This window comes from Acinetobacter sp. GW821-FHT01E09 (assembly GCF_059422385.1).
The window spans coordinates 3,960,395-3,976,766 of the sequence record NZ_JBWKWU010000001.1; the positions used below are offsets into that span (position 1 = coordinate 3,960,395).

Below are 16,372 nucleotides of genomic sequence, written 5' to 3' on the forward strand. Positions count from 1 at the left end.
TCCCTTTTAAAAAGCGAGGAATTTCCCCCCACGTTCGTAAACAAGGATTAGAAGGACTTTAAACTCGCTGGGATTTTGACTGGCATATCTAAAAGCTGTTGTGCAAAAGCTTTACCTTGTGGATCAATACGTAAACTGGCAATTCCTCCACCACCTAAGGCATTTTCCAGCATAAAATTTAAGGCATTAAACCCCGTGATTTCATAACGAATCACTTTAGACTTTTCAGGGTCTAAAACATGCTGCATATATTCTTTGACCTTTTCCTCAGTCAAATTGGCGCGAATCCAGGGTAGATATTCAGGCTGACGTGCGATCACGCCAATATTGCTGTGATTGCCTTTATCGCCACTTCGAGCATGGGCAATTTCAACTAAAGGAACTTCAATCTCCTGACCCGTAAATTGAGCAACCTCCCCCACTGCAACAACATCAAAAGATTGATCTGAGCAACCTGATGGAATCTGTATATTTTGACGCTGACCATTGATGTCTATCGCAACACTTAGTTTTGATTTATCCACTAAAAACGAGAACAACTTAATCACAGGAGAAGCTTTGGGACGCCCCCCAACAATTCCAGCCAATGCAGGTGCCATTCCGGTAGATGCTTGGGCAATTTCAGAAGCAAAGAACATACATGCTTCTTTAAACATGTGCTTTACAGCGATTTTGACAACCACTTCTCGACTATTGATCTGCTGCGCATTTGCACCATAGGTACTTTCAATACCCAATATTTCAACTGATTTTTCTAAGAATGGCGGAACTGAACGTAATGCTAAAACACGCTCACACTTAGTTAATATTGCATCTGCAATTACTTGGGCTTTTTCAGGAGCTTCGCGTCCTGCTATCAGGAAACTCACCAAAACACGATAACCATCGGGATAGGTTGCACTGACTTTATATTGTTGTGTTGGTGCTCTACCTTTTGCGCCAATCACTAAAACTCGATCTTCACCCACCTGTTCTAATTTCACTTGGCTAAAATCTGCAGTGACATCCGGCAGTAAATACGCTTGCGGATTGCCAATTTCATAGACAACTTGTTCAGCAACAGTTGCAACCGAAACCAGTCCACCGGTTCCTTTTGGTTTAGTCACGATAAATGAAGCATCTGCTTTCACTTCAACAATTGGAAACCCCATATTGTCAAAGCCTTGTACTAAGTGCCAATCCGTGAAATTGCCACCTGTACATTGTGCACCACACTCAATGATATGCCCTGCTAAAGAACCTTGGGACAGCTTGTCATAATCCTCTAAGGACCATTGATATTCATGCAACAAAGGTGCAAGCACCACTGCTGAATCCACCACTCGCCCAGTGATGACAATATCTGCACCTTGATCAAGTGCGTCTCGAATTGGAACAGCGCCTAGATATGCGTTACAACTGGCTAATTGGCTAGGCAAATCTTCGCCACTAAACATCTCTTTAATATTTTGTGTTTTTAATTCGGCTTGTTGTGGTAATAGGTCATCCCCTAATACCACTGCAATTTTTAAATCCAATCCTTGTGCTTCAAGCACTTTCTGCAAGGCATCACGACATGCCAATGGATTGACACCACCAGCATTGCTAATCACTTTTATTTTTTTATCACTGATTTTTTTAAGCAGCGGTGTCATCACCCGACTGACAAAATCCAAAGCATAACCATGTTCTGGATTAGTCATCATCGCTTTTGCCATGATAGACATGGTGATTTCTGAAAGGTAATCAAAAACCAAATAATTGATGTCAGACAAATGTACCAACTGAAATGCTGCGGTATTGGTGTCCCCCCAGAAACCTGAAGCACATCCAATTTTCACAATACGCTGATCTTCCATTTTCACACCTATCTTGTTTTCATTGTTCTGAATAAAATTTATACATCAATCTACCAAGCAAGCGCTTGGTTTGTAAAGGGCAAAATGTTATCCTGAATTGGCAAATGTGCTAAAACACGTTTTAAACAATGAATAATTTGCTTAACTTTATGGAAAAAATGATCCGATGATTGCTCACTCAATCGATGATATCCAACCAATCGCATGTTTTGATGACAGCCCTAAAGGTCGTTTATTACTTGGTGCTGCTTATTTATTTCATAAGCAAGGTTATGCCAAAACCACAGTTCGTGAGTTAGCAAATTTTATTGGAATTCAATCGGGTAGCTTATTTCATCATTTTAAAAGCAAGGATGATATTCTTGCCAATGTCATGCATGAAACCATTATTTACAATCATGCCCGTATGCTTGATGCAATCCAAAAATCGGATGATGCTGAACAACAGTTAAAACACTTGATCAAAGCTGAGTTAATTTCGATTACTGGAGATACTGGTTCAGCCATGGCTGTTTTAGTTTATGAATGGTTTGCATTGTCGAAACAACGGCAAGATGAACTTCTTAAACTGCGAAATGATTATGAGGATATCTGGTTCGCTGTGATTGAGAAATTACGCGACCTCGGTAAAATTAAGCATGATGCTTTTATTTGGCGCCGTTTGTTGGGCGGTGCGATTGCTTGGACCGTCACTTGGTATAATCCCAATGGTAAAATGAGCTTAGATGAACTGACTGAAATCGTTTTAGAAATGGCTTTGAAATGAGCACAGTTTATCTTCGCAAGCCTCATATTTCAGATAAAGACTCCTTAAATTGATAATAACCATAGGCCTCTAGCGCACCTATGGTTATTTTTAGCTGAAACCAGCTTTGTAAGTTTTTATCACTTAAAAATTTGTCATCAAAACCCCAACTGCTTACTAATCAAATCTTTCATGATTTCTTCAGCACCGCCACCGATCATATTTACTTTGACTTCGCGATAAATACGCTCAGATTTAGTCCCTCGCATAAAGCCCATGCCACCTAGAGTTTGCACTGCCGCATCTGCACAGAACTGCATAGTTTGGGTTGCGATATTCTTTGACATACAAATTTGTGCAATTAAATCACTGCCCTGTAATTCAGCCTGCCCCATACGATACGCAGTATCTTCCAATAATGCCCGTGTTGTGGTTAAACGCGTCGCCATATCAACCAACTTATGACGTACCACTTGATGATCAACTAGGCGTTTTCCAAAAGTCTTCCGCGCTTTAGACCATTCTAAAGCCTCTTGATAACAGACCAAGGCATAACCATAGGCCATAGAAGCCAACCAAAAGCGTTCCATATTGAAGTTTTTCATAATGACCTTAAAGCCAGCATTTTCTTCACCAAGAAGATTTTCTACAGGAACTTTGACTTGGTCAAAATGCAAATGAGCAGTATCCGATGCCCACCAGCCCATTTTCTTTAAAGGTGATTTAGTGATGCCATCACTATGTGCATCAACCAATAGCATCGAAATACCACTCGCACCTTTATTTTCAGGATCAGTTCTCACCGCTACCGTATAATAATCTGCGCGCATACCTGAAGTAATAAAGGTTTTTTCACCACTGACCAGATAAAAATCACCTTCGCGGATTGCTTTGGTTTGTAATGCAGCAACATCAGAACCGCCGCTTGGTTCAGTAATCGCAAGTGCAGAAATTTTTTCGCCTGAAATAATTTGTGGCATCACCTTGTCACGAATATGTGGCTGAGCAAAATGATGAATTGGTGGTGTACCAATGGTATGAATCATCAAAGAAATATGTACGCCACCAGAGCCTGCTTTGGCTGTTTCAACTGCGGCTAAGAACACATGAAATGCATCTGCATCTGAGATTCCCCCATGCTCATCATCAAAGCCTAAACCCAATAGACCAATTGCAGCAGCCTTTTGATAAAGCGCACGAGGAAAAGTTTCAGCCTCATCCCATTCATTGACAAAAGGAGAAATCTCTTTTTCAACAAATTTCTTCACACTGTCTGCAAATGCACGATGTTCAGCGGTGTAGTAAATCGGGTTATTTAAATGATCCATATCTTGTTGTTCCCTGCTTATTTTTATTGCGATTTATTGTGTACAGTTCTAGTTTAATCCATTCTCGATATTCTAATAGCCCAATTGACGACTCGCGAGGTCTTTCATAATTTCTTCCGCCCCACCACCAATCATATTGACTTTAACATCACGGTAAATCCGTTCAGACTTGGTGCCTCGCATAAAGCCCATGCCCCCTAACGTTTGTACCGCTGCATCGGCACAAAACTGCATGGTTTGAGTGGCCACATTTTTAAGCATACAGATTTGCGCAATCAACTCATTGCCCTGCATTTCGGGCTTCCCTAAGCGATAAGCAGTATCCTCCAACAAAGCAAGTGTTGTGGTTAAGCGAGTCGCCATATCGACTAATTTATGCCGAACCACTTGATGATCAACTAAACGTTTACCAAAGGTTTTACGTTCTCGTGCCCATTCCAATGCTTCTTCATAACAGACTAATGCAAAACCATAACTACTGGCAGCAAGAAAAAACCGCTCCATATTGAAGTTATTCATAATCACAAGGAAACCCATATTTTCTGCCCCCAACAAATTGCTTGCAGGAACACGAACTTGATCAAAATGGAGATGAGCCGTATCCGAAGCCCACCATCCCATTTTGTCGAGTTTTGATTTGCTTATGCCGTCACTATGAGCATCAATCAATAACATCGATATACCATTCGGGCCTTTGGCATCAGGATCTGTACGTACCGCAACGGTATAATAATCAGCACGAATGCCCGATGTAATAAAGGTTTTTTCGCCACTGACAATATAGTCTTGACCATCCCGTACAGCTTTGGTTTTAAGTGCTGCCACATCAGAACCACCCGTGGGTTCAGTAATCGCCAACGCTGAAATTTTTTTGCCTGCTAAAATTTGAGTCAGTACAGTTTGTTTAATCTCATCTGAAGCAAAATGATTGATCGGAGGTGCGCCAATCGAGTGTGACAATAAGGAAGCACATAAACCACCTGAACCTGTTTTAGCTAACTCAATCGAAGACAACAACACATGAAAAGCATCGGTTTCTGGAATTCCCCCATAGTTTTCGTCAAAACCTATCCCCAATAAGCCGATATCTGCGGCTTTTTTATAAAGTTCTTTTGGAAAGGTTTCTGCCTCTTCCCATTGATTGATATGTGGCATTAATTCTTTTTGAACAAACTTTCGAATGGAGTCTGCAAATGCAAAATGCTGATCTGTATAGTAAATTGGATTATGCTTCATCTTGATTTGCTTCCCAGCATTATTTTGAAAAACTTATACTGACAGATTTTATTTAATTTAAAGTTGCAGAAACGATCAATTTGTATTTAAAAACATGTCATTTTTGATCAAAACTCATATATTAATTTCAGATTCATGATCAAAAATCCGTTACACTGTTAGTAATTTCCTTTTAATTTTTAGCTCTATAAATAATGGCGACATTGAATCAATTTTTATCACGTTTTAACCCTGCAACCATTCAAAGAAGCTTGAGTTATGTCAAAAAAATTGATCTAAAATCCTTAGAGGTCTACCCTGATCGGGATAATTTAGTCATCGAAGCGCAAATTCAGGGAACGGATTATTATGAAACGGCTGTTATCTATAATCCTTTAACAAATAAAATTGTGGATACTGACTGTAGTTGCCCTGTTGGTTACGATTGTAAGCATTCGGCTGCACTTGCACGTTATTTTTATGATCAACAACTTTCCAACCCAGCTGCACGTCAAAAACTAAACCCATTAGACCAAGCTCAAACCACAACAAATAGCTCTACCCACACCACGGCAAAAGCTTGGCTCGCTCAATTTAAACAACAATTGGCACAAGTTCAACGTACTGAAACGCCAGTACAGCACCAACTTATTTATATTTTCCAACCGAAAAATAACACCGCCAAATTACAACTTAGTGTTTTTAAAGTTCGTCGTAACAAAGATGGAAAAATTAGAGATACTGCGCTCTACACCAGCTATGACAATGTATTAAATGAACGTCTTAAAGTGAGCAAAGAAGAAAAGAAAATCTTTAGTCATTTGTACTTTTTCGCTAAGCTAAATTTTAGCGATGTTCATTTTTATCCAGCGTCATGGGATATTTCAGGAATCTATCAAGAACACCTAAGAACGGCTATTCAAAGTAGCGCTTGTTACGCACTAGATGTACAAAGATTACCTTTAACATGGTCTGATCAAGCTTATAAAATTGAATTCAACTGGCAAACGCGTACAGAACAACAAACAGAGAAACTTAAAGCACAATTTTTTGATGAAAATCATCTAGAAATTTCACCTGACCATGCTAAACAAATTTATATTATTCATTCTCATCCACTAAGTTATCTCGATACCCTTAAAAACCAAGTCGGTGTACTTGAGTCTTTATATTCTAGTGAAATGATCGAAGAATTGCTGAATATGCCACAAATGCCTGTGGAATTAATGGCTGAATTTGAGCAAGTGATTCAACCCTATGCATTTTTTGAAGATTTACCTCAAGCGCCATTTACACAAAGTATAGAAATATTAAAAGGCAAACCCACACCTATTTTACGTTTTGGAACACATCCGCAATATGATCGTCTTGGTCATATGCATCATTATGCAATTGCTGAAATTGAATTTGAATACTCAGCTGGACGAATTAAAGCGGGTTTCCCTGATGACAGTTTCATTATCAATATTGATGAAAAAGCAGTTCGCCAACAACGCGATTTAGTTGCTGAAAAGAAGCATATTGATGAATTAATTCATTCAGTTAAATCCATGCAACGGATTAGCAAGCTACCAAAGAGCAAACGCCCTGCTTTTGATGACATCACTGAAAACTCAATTGTTTATGCAGATCCCATGGCTTGGGTTGAGCAACTGGTTCCTGAAAATAAAATCGAAGGTCTCGGCTGGAAAGTTGAACATACCCTAGATAGTCAGTTCAATTTAAGTGCAACACAAAACCTGCAACTCTCATTAAATGAATCTGAAAAAAAACAAGACTGGTTTAATGTCGGTGCAACGATTCAGGATATGAATGGCAACACCTATAACCTGATTGATCTTCTTGGCTATGCGATACAGCATAATCCACATCTTTTAGAAGATGACTATATTGAAAAAATGGACAGTGACAGCTTCTTAATTGTTCATTTAAGAGAAGCTCAAATGCAACTGGCGCTTAGAAATCAAGAAATTAAGCCCATTCTGATCTATTTAAAAGAAATTTTACGACATCCTGAATCTGCAACATTAGATCAATACGATGCCGCTCAATTCTTAGATTTACAGCATCATTTGGGCATGCCTTGGCGCACCAACGAACGCCTGAAAATATTTGCTGAAAAGCTTCAAAATAGTTATCAAGATCAAATCTGTACACCACAAGGGTTCCAAGGCGAACTACGCCCATATCAACAACAAGGTTTAGCATGGCTACAGTTTTTACGTGAAACTGAACATGGCGGTATCCTTGCCGATGATATGGGACTCGGTAAAACAGCACAAACACTTGCACATATTCTATTAGAAAAGCAGGCAGGTCGATTAAATCAACGCCCTGCCTTGATTATTGCACCAACCTCTTTAATGCATAACTGGCGTAAAGAAGCCGAGAAATTCACTCCTGAATTAAAAGTTTTGGTCTTACAAGGGCATGATCGAGTTGAGCATTTTCAAGAGATTAAAAATGTAGATATTGTGCTCAGCACTTACCCACTTTTGGGCCGTGATGAAGAATTTTTACTGCCCTATCAATATCATTTATTGATTTTGGATGAAGCGCAAAACATTAAGAATCCACGCGCCAAAGCCTCTCAAGTGGTACGACAAATCAAAGCAAAACATCGTCTATGCTTAACTGGTACACCGATGGAAAACCATTTGGGTGAGTTATGGTCATTGTTCCATTTCTTAATGCCTGGTTTTTTATATAGTCAGGAACTGTTTAATAAAAAATATCGCAATCCTATCGAGAAACATGCAGATCTTCAGGTTAAAACCAAACTCATTTCTCGTATTAAACCATTTATGTTGCGTCGTTTAAAAACAGAGGTGGCGAAAGAGCTTCCTGAAAAAACCACGATTGAAGTCAATATTGATATGAATGAACAGCAATCCAAGCTCTACGAAGCTGTTCGTGCAACAATGCAAAAGAATATTCGTGAGTTGATTGCAGCTAAAGGCTTCCATCGTAGTCAGATTCAAATTTTAAGCGCATTACTTAAACTTCGACAAGTTTGCTGCCATCCAAGCCTTTTACAACTTGATCAAGTCAAAAATCAAAATGTTGAATCAGCAAAATTAGATCATTTATTGGAAATGGTTCAAGATATGGTTGAGGAAGGACGTAAGATTTTAATCTTCTCTCAATTCACTACGATGCTACAACTCATTGAAGAGCATTTAAAAGCCTTAAATATTCGAAATGTAAAACTTACTGGACAAACCAAGAAACGTGATGAAGTGATCACGGCATTCCAAGCAGGCGATATTCCTGTTTTCCTCATCAGTTTAAAGGCAGGCGGTGTTGGGCTTAATCTCACCGCTGCTGATACTGTGATTCATTATGACCCTTGGTGGAACCCTGCCGCTGAAGATCAAGCATCCGATCGTGCATGGCGTATTGGTCAAGATAAACCTGTATTTGTTTATAAGTTGATTACCAACCAAAGTATTGAAGAAAAGATTTTAGCCTTACAGAAAAATAAAGCTGATCTTGCCAAATCTATTCTAAGTATTGATCATGAAAATGAAGTGAAATTGTCTGAAGATGATGTCATGAGTTTATTGGATTGAAACTTTAAAGATAAGGTGTGAAATTTAACAAAAGTTAGATCTAACGCATCAATACGAAGAAACCCCGTCATCATGATGGGGTTTTGTTTTTTATACCTACATTGTTTTAGAATCTATAGACTTCTAAATACGGCTGCTTCACTTTACTGCATCGTTAGCTTTCCCAACTTAAATGATCCAAATTACCGTGATCATCTGTTTTAACGACGATTAACTGATCAGTTAAGTCTCTATTTGTAGTGTAATCAAAGACAGCAAAATACGATGTATCATACTTTCCATCTGGATAAAGCCCAACTCTTGTTAAATATAATTTGGTTAAAAACTGCTGTGCTTTATCTATTGGATTAGAAATCCCAATTTTTTCTAAGAAATCACCGCCTAATTCTTCAATATGAAAATCCACATATTCTTTAACAGTCTTTTCATTTTCAAAATCTTGTTGAATATAATCTTGGTTTTTTTGATCAAATTTTTCTATATTTTCAATAAAAGACTTAACTCGTTCAAAAGTTTCTACATCCAAAGTATTCGCTTCAAAATTTAAATCAACTTGAACGACTTTGCCATTGAGCTCAAGATCAACTTGATAATATTCTTCTAGTGATTCTAATTGCAGTGTTCCAAAATGCGGCAAGGTGTATTCTTGCATTTTTTATATTCCTATATTTTTTTCATGTTAGGTAAAGCAATTAATTTATCATTTAATGATAAAAAATTCTTGATCTAGATTTTATAATTCGTTCTTCCAGATATTCTAAACACCACGCATAAAAAAACACCCCGCTCTCGCTAGAGATCGGGGTGTTTTAGATTTAAAAGCTGGCGATGACTTACTCTCACATGGGTAACCCCACACTACCATCAGCGCTAAGAGGTTTCACTTCTGAGTTCGGGAAGGGATCAGGTGGTTCACTCTTGCTATTGTCGCCAGCAAACTGTTATGGACTTGTTCGGGTCTTATTTAAATGCCTTACTTCGTACCAAATGAGTTATTAACAGAACATTTGAGTTGAATAGTTTAACTAGCTTTACAACTAAATCAAGTATGTTTGATCTTTTATGAATCAAATGATGCTTCGTATACAACTGTTTGGGTGTTGTATAGTCAAGCCTCACGAGCAATTAGTATTGGTCAGCTTCATGCGTCACCGCACTTCCACATCCAACCTATCAACGTCGTAGTCTTCAACGGCTCTTTAGAGGACATAAAGTCCTAGGGAAATCTTATCTTGAGGTAGGCTTCCCGCTTAGATGCTTTCAGCGGTTATCCCTTCCGAACATAGCTACCCGGCGATGCGACTGGCGTCACAACCGGTACACCAGAGGTTCGTCCACTCTGGTCCTCTCGTACTAGGAGCAGATCCTCTCAAATTTCCAACGCCCACGGTAGATAGGGACCGAACTGTCTCACGACGTTCTAAACCCAGCTCGCGTACCTCTTTAAATGGCGAACAGCCATACCCTTGGGACCTGCTTCAGCCCCAGGATGAGATGAGCCGACATCGAGGTGCCAAACACCGCCGTCGATATGAACTCTTGGGCGGTATCAGCCTGTTATCCCCAGAGTACCTTTTATCCGTTGAGCGATGGCCCTTCCATACAGAACCACCGGATCACTAAGACCTACTTTCGTACCTGCTCGACTTGTGGGTCTCGCAGTTAAGCGCGCTTTTGCCTTTATACTCTACGCGTGATTTCCGACCACGCTGAGCGCACCTTCGTACTCCTCCGTTACTCTTTAGGAGGAGACCGCCCCAGTCAAACTACCCACCAGACATGGTCCTCGTCCCGGATAACGGGACAGAGTTAGAACCTCAATATTACCAGGGTGGTATTTCAAGGATGGCTCCATAGCAACTGGCGTCACTACTTCAAAGCCTCCCACCTATCCTACACAAGTAAGATCAAAGTTCAATGTCAAGCTGCAGTAAAGGTTCACGGGGTCTTTCCGTCTAGCCGCGGGTACACCGCATCTTCACGGCGATTTCGATTTCACTGAGCCTCTGCTGGAGACAGCGCCCCCATCATTATGCCATTCGTGCAGGTCGGAACTTACCCGACAAGGAATTTCGCTACCTTAGGACCGTTATAGTTACGGCCGCCGTTTACTGGGGCTTCGATCAAGAGCTTCGCTTACGCTAACCCCATCAATTAACCTTCCAGCACCGGGCAGGCATCACACCCTATACGTCCACTTTCGTGTTTGCAGAGTGCTATGTTTTTAATAAACAGTTGCAGGGGCCTGGTTTCTGTGGCTGCCAATAGCTCAAGGAGCAAGTCCTATCACCGTCAGCAGCGTACCTTCTCCCGAAGTTACGGTACCATTTTGCCTAGTTCCTTCAGCAGAGTTCTCTCAAGCGCTTTGGTCTACTCGACCTGACCACCTGTGTCGGTTTAGGGTACGATTCCTGTGTAACTGAAGCTTAGAGACTTTTCCTGGAAGCATAGTATCAGCCACTTCGCTAGTAAACTAGCTTGCTATCAGCTCTCAGCATAGAGCACCCCGGATTTGCCTAAGATGCATGCCTACTGCCTTTCACCTGGACAACCAACGCCAGGCTGACTTAACTTTCTCCGTCCTCTCATCGCATTACACAGAAGTATTGGAATATTAACCAATTTCCCATCGACTACGCCTCTCGGCCTCGCCTTAGGGGTCGACTCACCCAGCCCCGATTAACGTTGGACTGGAACCCTTGGTCTTTCAGCGAACGGGTTTTTCACCCGTTTTGTCGTTACTCACGTCAGCATTCGCACTTCTGATACCTCCAGCATACTTCTCAATACACCTTCATCGGCTTACAGAACGCTCCCCTACCACGTATACATAGTATACATCCGCAGCTTCGGCATATAGTTTTAGCCCCGTTACATCTTCCGCGCAGGCCGACTCGACTAGTGAGCTATTACGCTTTCTTTAAAGGGTGGCTGCTTCTAAGCCAACCTCCTAGCTGTCTATGCCTTCCCACATCGTTTCCCACTTAACTATAATTTGGGGGCCTTAGCTGGCGGTCTGGATTGTTTTCCTCTTGACTACGGACGTTAGCACCCGCAGTCTGTCTCCCGGATAGTACTCATAGGTATTCGGAGTTTGCATCGGTTTGGTAAGTCGGGATGACCCCCTAGCCGAAACAGTGCTCTACCCCCTATGGTATTCGTCCGAGGCGCTACCTAAATAGCTTTCGGGGAGAACCAGCTATCACCGAGTTTGATTAGCCTTTCACCCCTATCCACAAGTCATCCCCTGGCTTTTCAACGACAGTGGGTTCGGTCCTCCAGTTAGTGTTACCCAACCTTCAACCTGCTCATGGATAGATCACCCGGTTTCGGGTCTATACCCAGCAACTAAACGCCCTATTAAGACTCGATTTCTCTACGGCTCCCCTATGCGGTTAACCTTGCTACTGAATATAAGTCGCTGACCCATTATACAAAAGGTACGCAGTCACCAAACAAGTTGGCTCCCACTGCTTGTATGCATGCGGTTTCAGGATCTATTTCACTCCCCTCACAGGGGTTCTTTTCGCCTTTCCCTCACGGTACTGGTTCACTATCGGTCAGTCAGGAGTATTTAGCCTTGGAGGATGGTCCCCCCATATTCAGACAAGGTTTCACGTGCCTCGCCCTACTCGTCATCATTATATGTGCCCTTTCGTGTACGGGACTATCACCCTCTACGGTAGCACTTCCCAGAGCTTTCCGCTAAAACACATATAACTTAATGGGCTGATCCCCGTTCGCTCGCCGCTACTGAGGGAATCTCAATTGATTTCTTTTCCTAAGGGTACTGAGATGTTTCACTTCCCCTCGTTCGCCTCGCATGACTATGTATTCATCATGCGATACCTACCTTATGGTAAGTGGGTTTCCCCATTCAGAAATCTCCGGATCACAGGATATTTGCCGCCTCCCCGAAGCTTATCGCAGGCTATTACGTCTTTCATCGCCTCTGACTGCCAAGGCATCCACCACATGCACTTAATTACTTGACTATACAACCCCAAACAGTCGTTAATCCCTACAAGGAGGATCAACAATGTGAACTTAATCACTTCTATTTGTTGCCTGTGAACTTAATCACCATACAGCTTCAATTTAATTCATATACCAAAACGCTTGATTCAGTTTTATCGCTAGTGCTCATTTCACTCAACATTAACAATTACTTGCTAACATCAACTAAAACGAGTTTAAACAATTATTTCAACTCAAATATATTCTGTTAATGATTCACTACCGCCTCGTCAGCGAGTAGTTAACTGTGATAAATCACAGAACTTAATAAGCTATCAGCTTACTAAGTTCTGTAATCACTTAGTCTTTAATTAGTGGTGGAGACTAACGGAGTCGAACCGTTGACCTCCTGCGTGCAAAGCAGGCGCTCTACCAACTAAGCTAAGTCCCCAGCTTAAGATCTTAATATATCTGCTCTTCTGTGTTCAGTAGACTTGGTGGGTCTGACAAGACTTGAACTTGTGACCCCACGCTTATCAAGCGTGTGCTCTAACCAACTGAGCTACAGACCCTCAGATACATCAATGAAGAACAACTTGTTGTGGATTCTTACCAATCGTCAATCTTTCGTTAAGGAGGTGATCCAGCCGCAGGTTCCCCTACGGCTACCTTGTTACGACTTCACCCCAGTCATCGGCCACACCGTGGTAAGCGTCCTCCTTACGGTTAGACTACCTACTTCTGGTGCAACAAACTCCCATGGTGTGACGGGCGGTGTGTACAAGGCCCGGGAACGTATTCACCGCGGCATTCTGATCCGCGATTACTAGCGATTCCGACTTCATGGAGTCGAGTTGCAGACTCCAATCCGGACTACGATCGGCTTTTTGAGATTAGCATCCTATCGCTAGGTAGCAACCCTTTGTACCGACCATTGTAGCACGTGTGTAGCCCTGGTCGTAAGGGCCATGATGACTTGACGTCGTCCCCGCCTTCCTCCAGTTTGTCACTGGCAGTATCCTTAAAGTTCCCACCCGAAGTGCTGGCAAATAAGGAAAAGGGTTGCGCTCGTTGCGGGACTTAACCCAACATCTCACGACACGAGCTGACGACAGCCATGCAGCACCTGTATGTAAGTTCCCGAAGGCACCAATCCATCTCTGGAAAGTTCTTACTATGTCAAGACCAGGTAAGGTTCTTCGCGTTGCATCGAATTAAACCACATGCTCCACCGCTTGTGCGGGCCCCCGTCAATTCATTTGAGTTTTAGTCTTGCGACCGTACTCCCCAGGCGGTCTACTTATCGCGTTAGCTGCGCCACTAAAGCCTCAAAGGCCCCAACGGCTAGTAGACATCGTTTACGGCATGGACTACCAGGGTATCTAATCCTGTTTGCTCCCCATGCTTTCGTACCTCAGCGTCAGTATTAGGCCAGATGGCTGCCTTCGCCATCGGTATTCCTCCAGATCTCTACGCATTTCACCGCTACACCTGGAATTCTACCATCCTCTCCCATACTCTAGCTTCCCAGTATCGAATGCAATTCCCAAGTTAAGCTCGGGGATTTCACATCCGACTTAAAAAGCCGCCTACGCACGCTTTACGCCCAGTAAATCCGATTAACGCTCGCACCCTCTGTATTACCGCGGCTGCTGGCACAGAGTTAGCCGGTGCTTATTCTGCGAGTAACGTCCACTCATCCTAGGTATTAACTAGAAGAGCCTCCTCCTCGCTTAAAGTGCTTTACAACCATAAGGCCTTCTTCACACACGCGGCATGGCTGGATCAGGGTTCCCCCCATTGTCCAATATTCCCCACTGCTGCCTCCCGTAGGAGTCTGGGCCGTGTCTCAGTCCCAGTGTGGCGGATCATCCTCTCAGACCCGCTACAGATCGTCGCCTTGGTAGGCCTTTACCCCACCAACTAGCTAATCCGACTTAGGCTCATCTATTAACGCAAGGTCACAAGTGATCCCCTGCTTTCCCCCGTAGGGCGTATGCGGTATTAGCATCCCTTTCGAGATGTTGTCCCCCATTAATAGGCAGATTCCTAAGTATTACTCACCCGTCCGCCGCTAGGTCAATTACCGAAGCAATCTCCCCCGCTCGACTTGCATGTGTTAAGCCTGCCGCCAGCGTTCAATCTGAGCCATGATCAAACTCTTCAGTTAAAAATCATTAGTGACTTAAGGTCACAATTCTGGCTCATCAATGTACTGACAAATTCTCTCAAATAAACTTCGAGTAATTTAAACCAATCAATCAATGATAATATTTCGATCAATCAATCAGTAAAAATCCACACAAGTTGTTCTTCATATTCTCTTAATGATCTTCTCAATGCTTCGTCAGCATCAAGCTAGGTCGGCTATACTACTCTCTATCTCTAAAAAGTCAATCAATAATGTTAATTATTTTTTCTAACAAACCCAACCCTAACCTCATCTTAAAATCTCAATTCGAAATCTTAACAACTTAATCAAGTGCCTGATTTATCAGAAGTTTTATTTAACATCACCGCCGATGGATGTGCATTCTACAGCATTCCCAACCCAACACAACCCCTTTTTTTAATTATTTTAATTGTTCGAACAAATAATGTTCGTTTATCATATTTATTCACACTTTTTAATCAAATTTGCTTTAATACATATGCAATAACTACTGTTAGAATACGATTATGAAGTCTTTAATATAGCTATATCGTTATCGACTACTTTTACTTTAAGAATATTTCAAGGAATTCTATGCGTCCTTATCATGTACTTTGGGCTTGTTTACTTAGCATTGGTCTGACTAGCCATGTATTTGCTCAAGACGAATTATCTGCTCAAGAGAATTCGGACAATGCTGTTTCTACAAACTCTGATTCAGATGATAAGTCGTCTCAAGAGAATTCTTCAGCACTAGAAAACGAAGCAGCTTCTAAACACCCAAGAATTGAAGCCCTTAGAGAGCTTAAAAACATCACAAAAAATGACTTAAAAGTGAATGCCAATGCAGCACAACCAGATGCGGTAAAAGATCCTCTACAACCATTGAACCGTGAAATTTATGCGTTTAATGACATGATCGACCGTAATGTGGCTCGACCTATCGCAGTTCAGTACAAAGCAAAAGTGCCTGGTGATGTACGTTCTTCATATAGTTTATTTCGTAAAAACTTGAGTGAACCATGGAATGCGGTCAACCAACTTGCTCAAGGGCGTTTTAGTCGTGCAGCCAAGTCCTTAGGTCGTTTTACCATTAACACCGTCAGCTCTTTAGGTTTAGCTGATCCTGCAACTCGCTTAGGTTTAGCAACTGAAGAAGAAAGCTTGGGTACCACATTAGGTTACTACGGTATTCCAAGTGGCCCTTATGTCATGCTGCCTATCTTAGGACCAAGCACACTTCGTCACTCAGTTGATTATGTTGCTGAAGGTTATGCCAATCCGCTTACCTATCCAATGGATAACAACCATCAAACAGGTTTAATCTGGGGTAACCGTGCATTAGGTGGGATTAATACCCGTTCTAAACTTCTAGATGTTGAAAGTGTATTGCAAGGTGATCGTTACTCAGCAATTCGCGATATCTATTTACAACGTTTAGCATTCCAAATTGCTGAGAAAAAAGGCCGTGGACAGGAAGCTGTCGCATTTGTAGATGATGATGAGGACGACAGCAATCATCCTACTGATACAAACGCAGACAAATAACCACAATATTTTGTTAA

At 41.8% G+C, this 16,372-nt stretch carries 7 protein-coding genes, 2 tRNA genes and 3 rRNA genes; 3 read left to right on the forward strand and 9 right to left on the reverse strand.

The genetic code is table 11. The features are described 5' to 3' along the window. Window positions 1–47: 47 nt before the first annotated feature. A complete protein-coding gene (locus tag AC07U8_RS18035; RefSeq protein WP_494738355.1) occupies window positions 48–1,838 on the reverse strand; it encodes an acyclic terpene utilization AtuA family protein in 1,791 nt (596 codons plus the stop codon). A gap of 166 nt (window positions 1,839–2,004) precedes the next feature. On the opposite strand from AC07U8_RS18035, the gene AC07U8_RS18040 reads away from it, so the two are divergent. After that, window positions 2,005–2,604, forward strand: coding sequence for a TetR/AcrR family transcriptional regulator (locus AC07U8_RS18040; protein WP_034617060.1), 600 nt, complete (start codon window positions 2,005–2,007; stop codon window positions 2,602–2,604). 137 nt (window positions 2,605–2,741) lie between these two features. Here AC07U8_RS18040 and AC07U8_RS18045 read toward each other — a convergent pair whose 3' ends face one another. Both AC07U8_RS18045 and AC07U8_RS18050 read right to left on the reverse strand, forming a co-directional pair. Then, window positions 2,742–3,911, reverse strand: coding sequence for an acyl-CoA dehydrogenase family protein (locus AC07U8_RS18045; protein WP_004817883.1), 1,170 nt, complete (start codon window positions 3,909–3,911; stop codon window positions 2,742–2,744). Window positions 3,912–3,983: 72 nt separating this feature from the next. Next, a complete protein-coding gene (locus AC07U8_RS18050) occupies window positions 3,984–5,147 on the reverse strand; it encodes an acyl-CoA dehydrogenase family protein (RefSeq protein ID WP_494738356.1) in 1,164 nt (387 codons plus the stop codon). Window positions 5,148–5,341: 194 nt separating this feature from the next. On the opposite strand from AC07U8_RS18050, the gene AC07U8_RS18055 reads away from it, so the two are divergent. Beyond that, on the forward strand, window positions 5,342–8,698 hold the full coding sequence (locus AC07U8_RS18055) for a DEAD/DEAH box helicase (protein ID WP_494738357.1): 3,357 nt from the start codon (window positions 5,342–5,344) through the stop codon (window positions 8,696–8,698). Between the two features lie 154 nt (window positions 8,699–8,852). Here the strand turns inward: AC07U8_RS18055 and AC07U8_RS18060 are convergent, their stop codons facing one another. The 6 genes from AC07U8_RS18060 to AC07U8_RS18085 all read right to left on the reverse strand — a co-directional run bounded on the left by AC07U8_RS18060 (window position 8,853) and on the right by AC07U8_RS18085 (window position 14,825). Continuing rightward, entirely contained in the window at window positions 8,853–9,350 is a 498-nt protein-coding gene (locus AC07U8_RS18060; RefSeq protein WP_494738358.1) for a DUF2004 domain-containing protein, read from the reverse strand. 168 nt (window positions 9,351–9,518) lie between these two features. Continuing rightward, window positions 9,519–9,633, reverse strand: a 5S ribosomal RNA gene (gene rrf, locus AC07U8_RS18065). A 169-nt stretch (window positions 9,634–9,802) separates the two neighbouring features. Then, window positions 9,803–12,693: ribosomal RNA gene (locus AC07U8_RS18070) — 23S ribosomal RNA — on the reverse strand. 337 nt (window positions 12,694–13,030) lie between these two features. Continuing rightward, window positions 13,031–13,106, reverse strand: a tRNA-Ala gene (locus AC07U8_RS18075). Between the two features lie 44 nt (window positions 13,107–13,150). Further along, window positions 13,151–13,227 (reverse strand) — tRNA-Ile (locus tag AC07U8_RS18080). Between the two features lie 59 nt (window positions 13,228–13,286). Then, window positions 13,287–14,825 (reverse strand): 16S ribosomal RNA (locus tag AC07U8_RS18085). Together the 16S, 23S and 5S rRNA genes with 2 tRNA genes alongside form the textbook arrangement of a ribosomal RNA operon. Window positions 14,826–15,401: 576 nt before the next feature. On the opposite strand from AC07U8_RS18085, the gene AC07U8_RS18090 reads away from it, so the two are divergent. Further along, entirely contained in the window at window positions 15,402–16,355 is a 954-nt protein-coding gene (locus AC07U8_RS18090; RefSeq protein ID WP_004817058.1) for an MlaA family lipoprotein, read from the forward strand. The last annotated feature ends 17 nt before the right edge of the window (window positions 16,356–16,372 follow it).

What these genes read in the sequence shown, in the direction of transcription:
- AC07U8_RS18035 (WP_494738355.1), bottom strand. Translation starts at nt 1,838, where the DNA reads ATGGAAGATCAGCGTATTGTGAAAATTGGATGTGCTTCAGGTTTCTGG.
- AC07U8_RS18040 (WP_034617060.1), top strand. Translation starts at nt 2,005, where the DNA reads ATGATTGCTCACTCAATCGATGATATCCAACCAATCGCATGTTTTGAT.
- AC07U8_RS18045 (WP_004817883.1), bottom strand. Translation starts at nt 3,911, where the DNA reads ATGGATCATTTAAATAACCCGATTTACTACACCGCTGAACATCGTGCA.
- AC07U8_RS18050 (WP_494738356.1), bottom strand. Translation starts at nt 5,147, where the DNA reads ATGAAGCATAATCCAATTTACTATACAGATCAGCATTTTGCATTTGCA.
- AC07U8_RS18055 (WP_494738357.1), top strand. Translation starts at nt 5,342, where the DNA reads ATGGCGACATTGAATCAATTTTTATCACGTTTTAACCCTGCAACCATT.
- AC07U8_RS18060 (WP_494738358.1), bottom strand. Translation starts at nt 9,350, where the DNA reads ATGCAAGAATACACCTTGCCGCATTTTGGAACACTGCAATTAGAATCA.
- AC07U8_RS18090 (WP_004817058.1), top strand. Translation starts at nt 15,402, where the DNA reads ATGCGTCCTTATCATGTACTTTGGGCTTGTTTACTTAGCATTGGTCTG.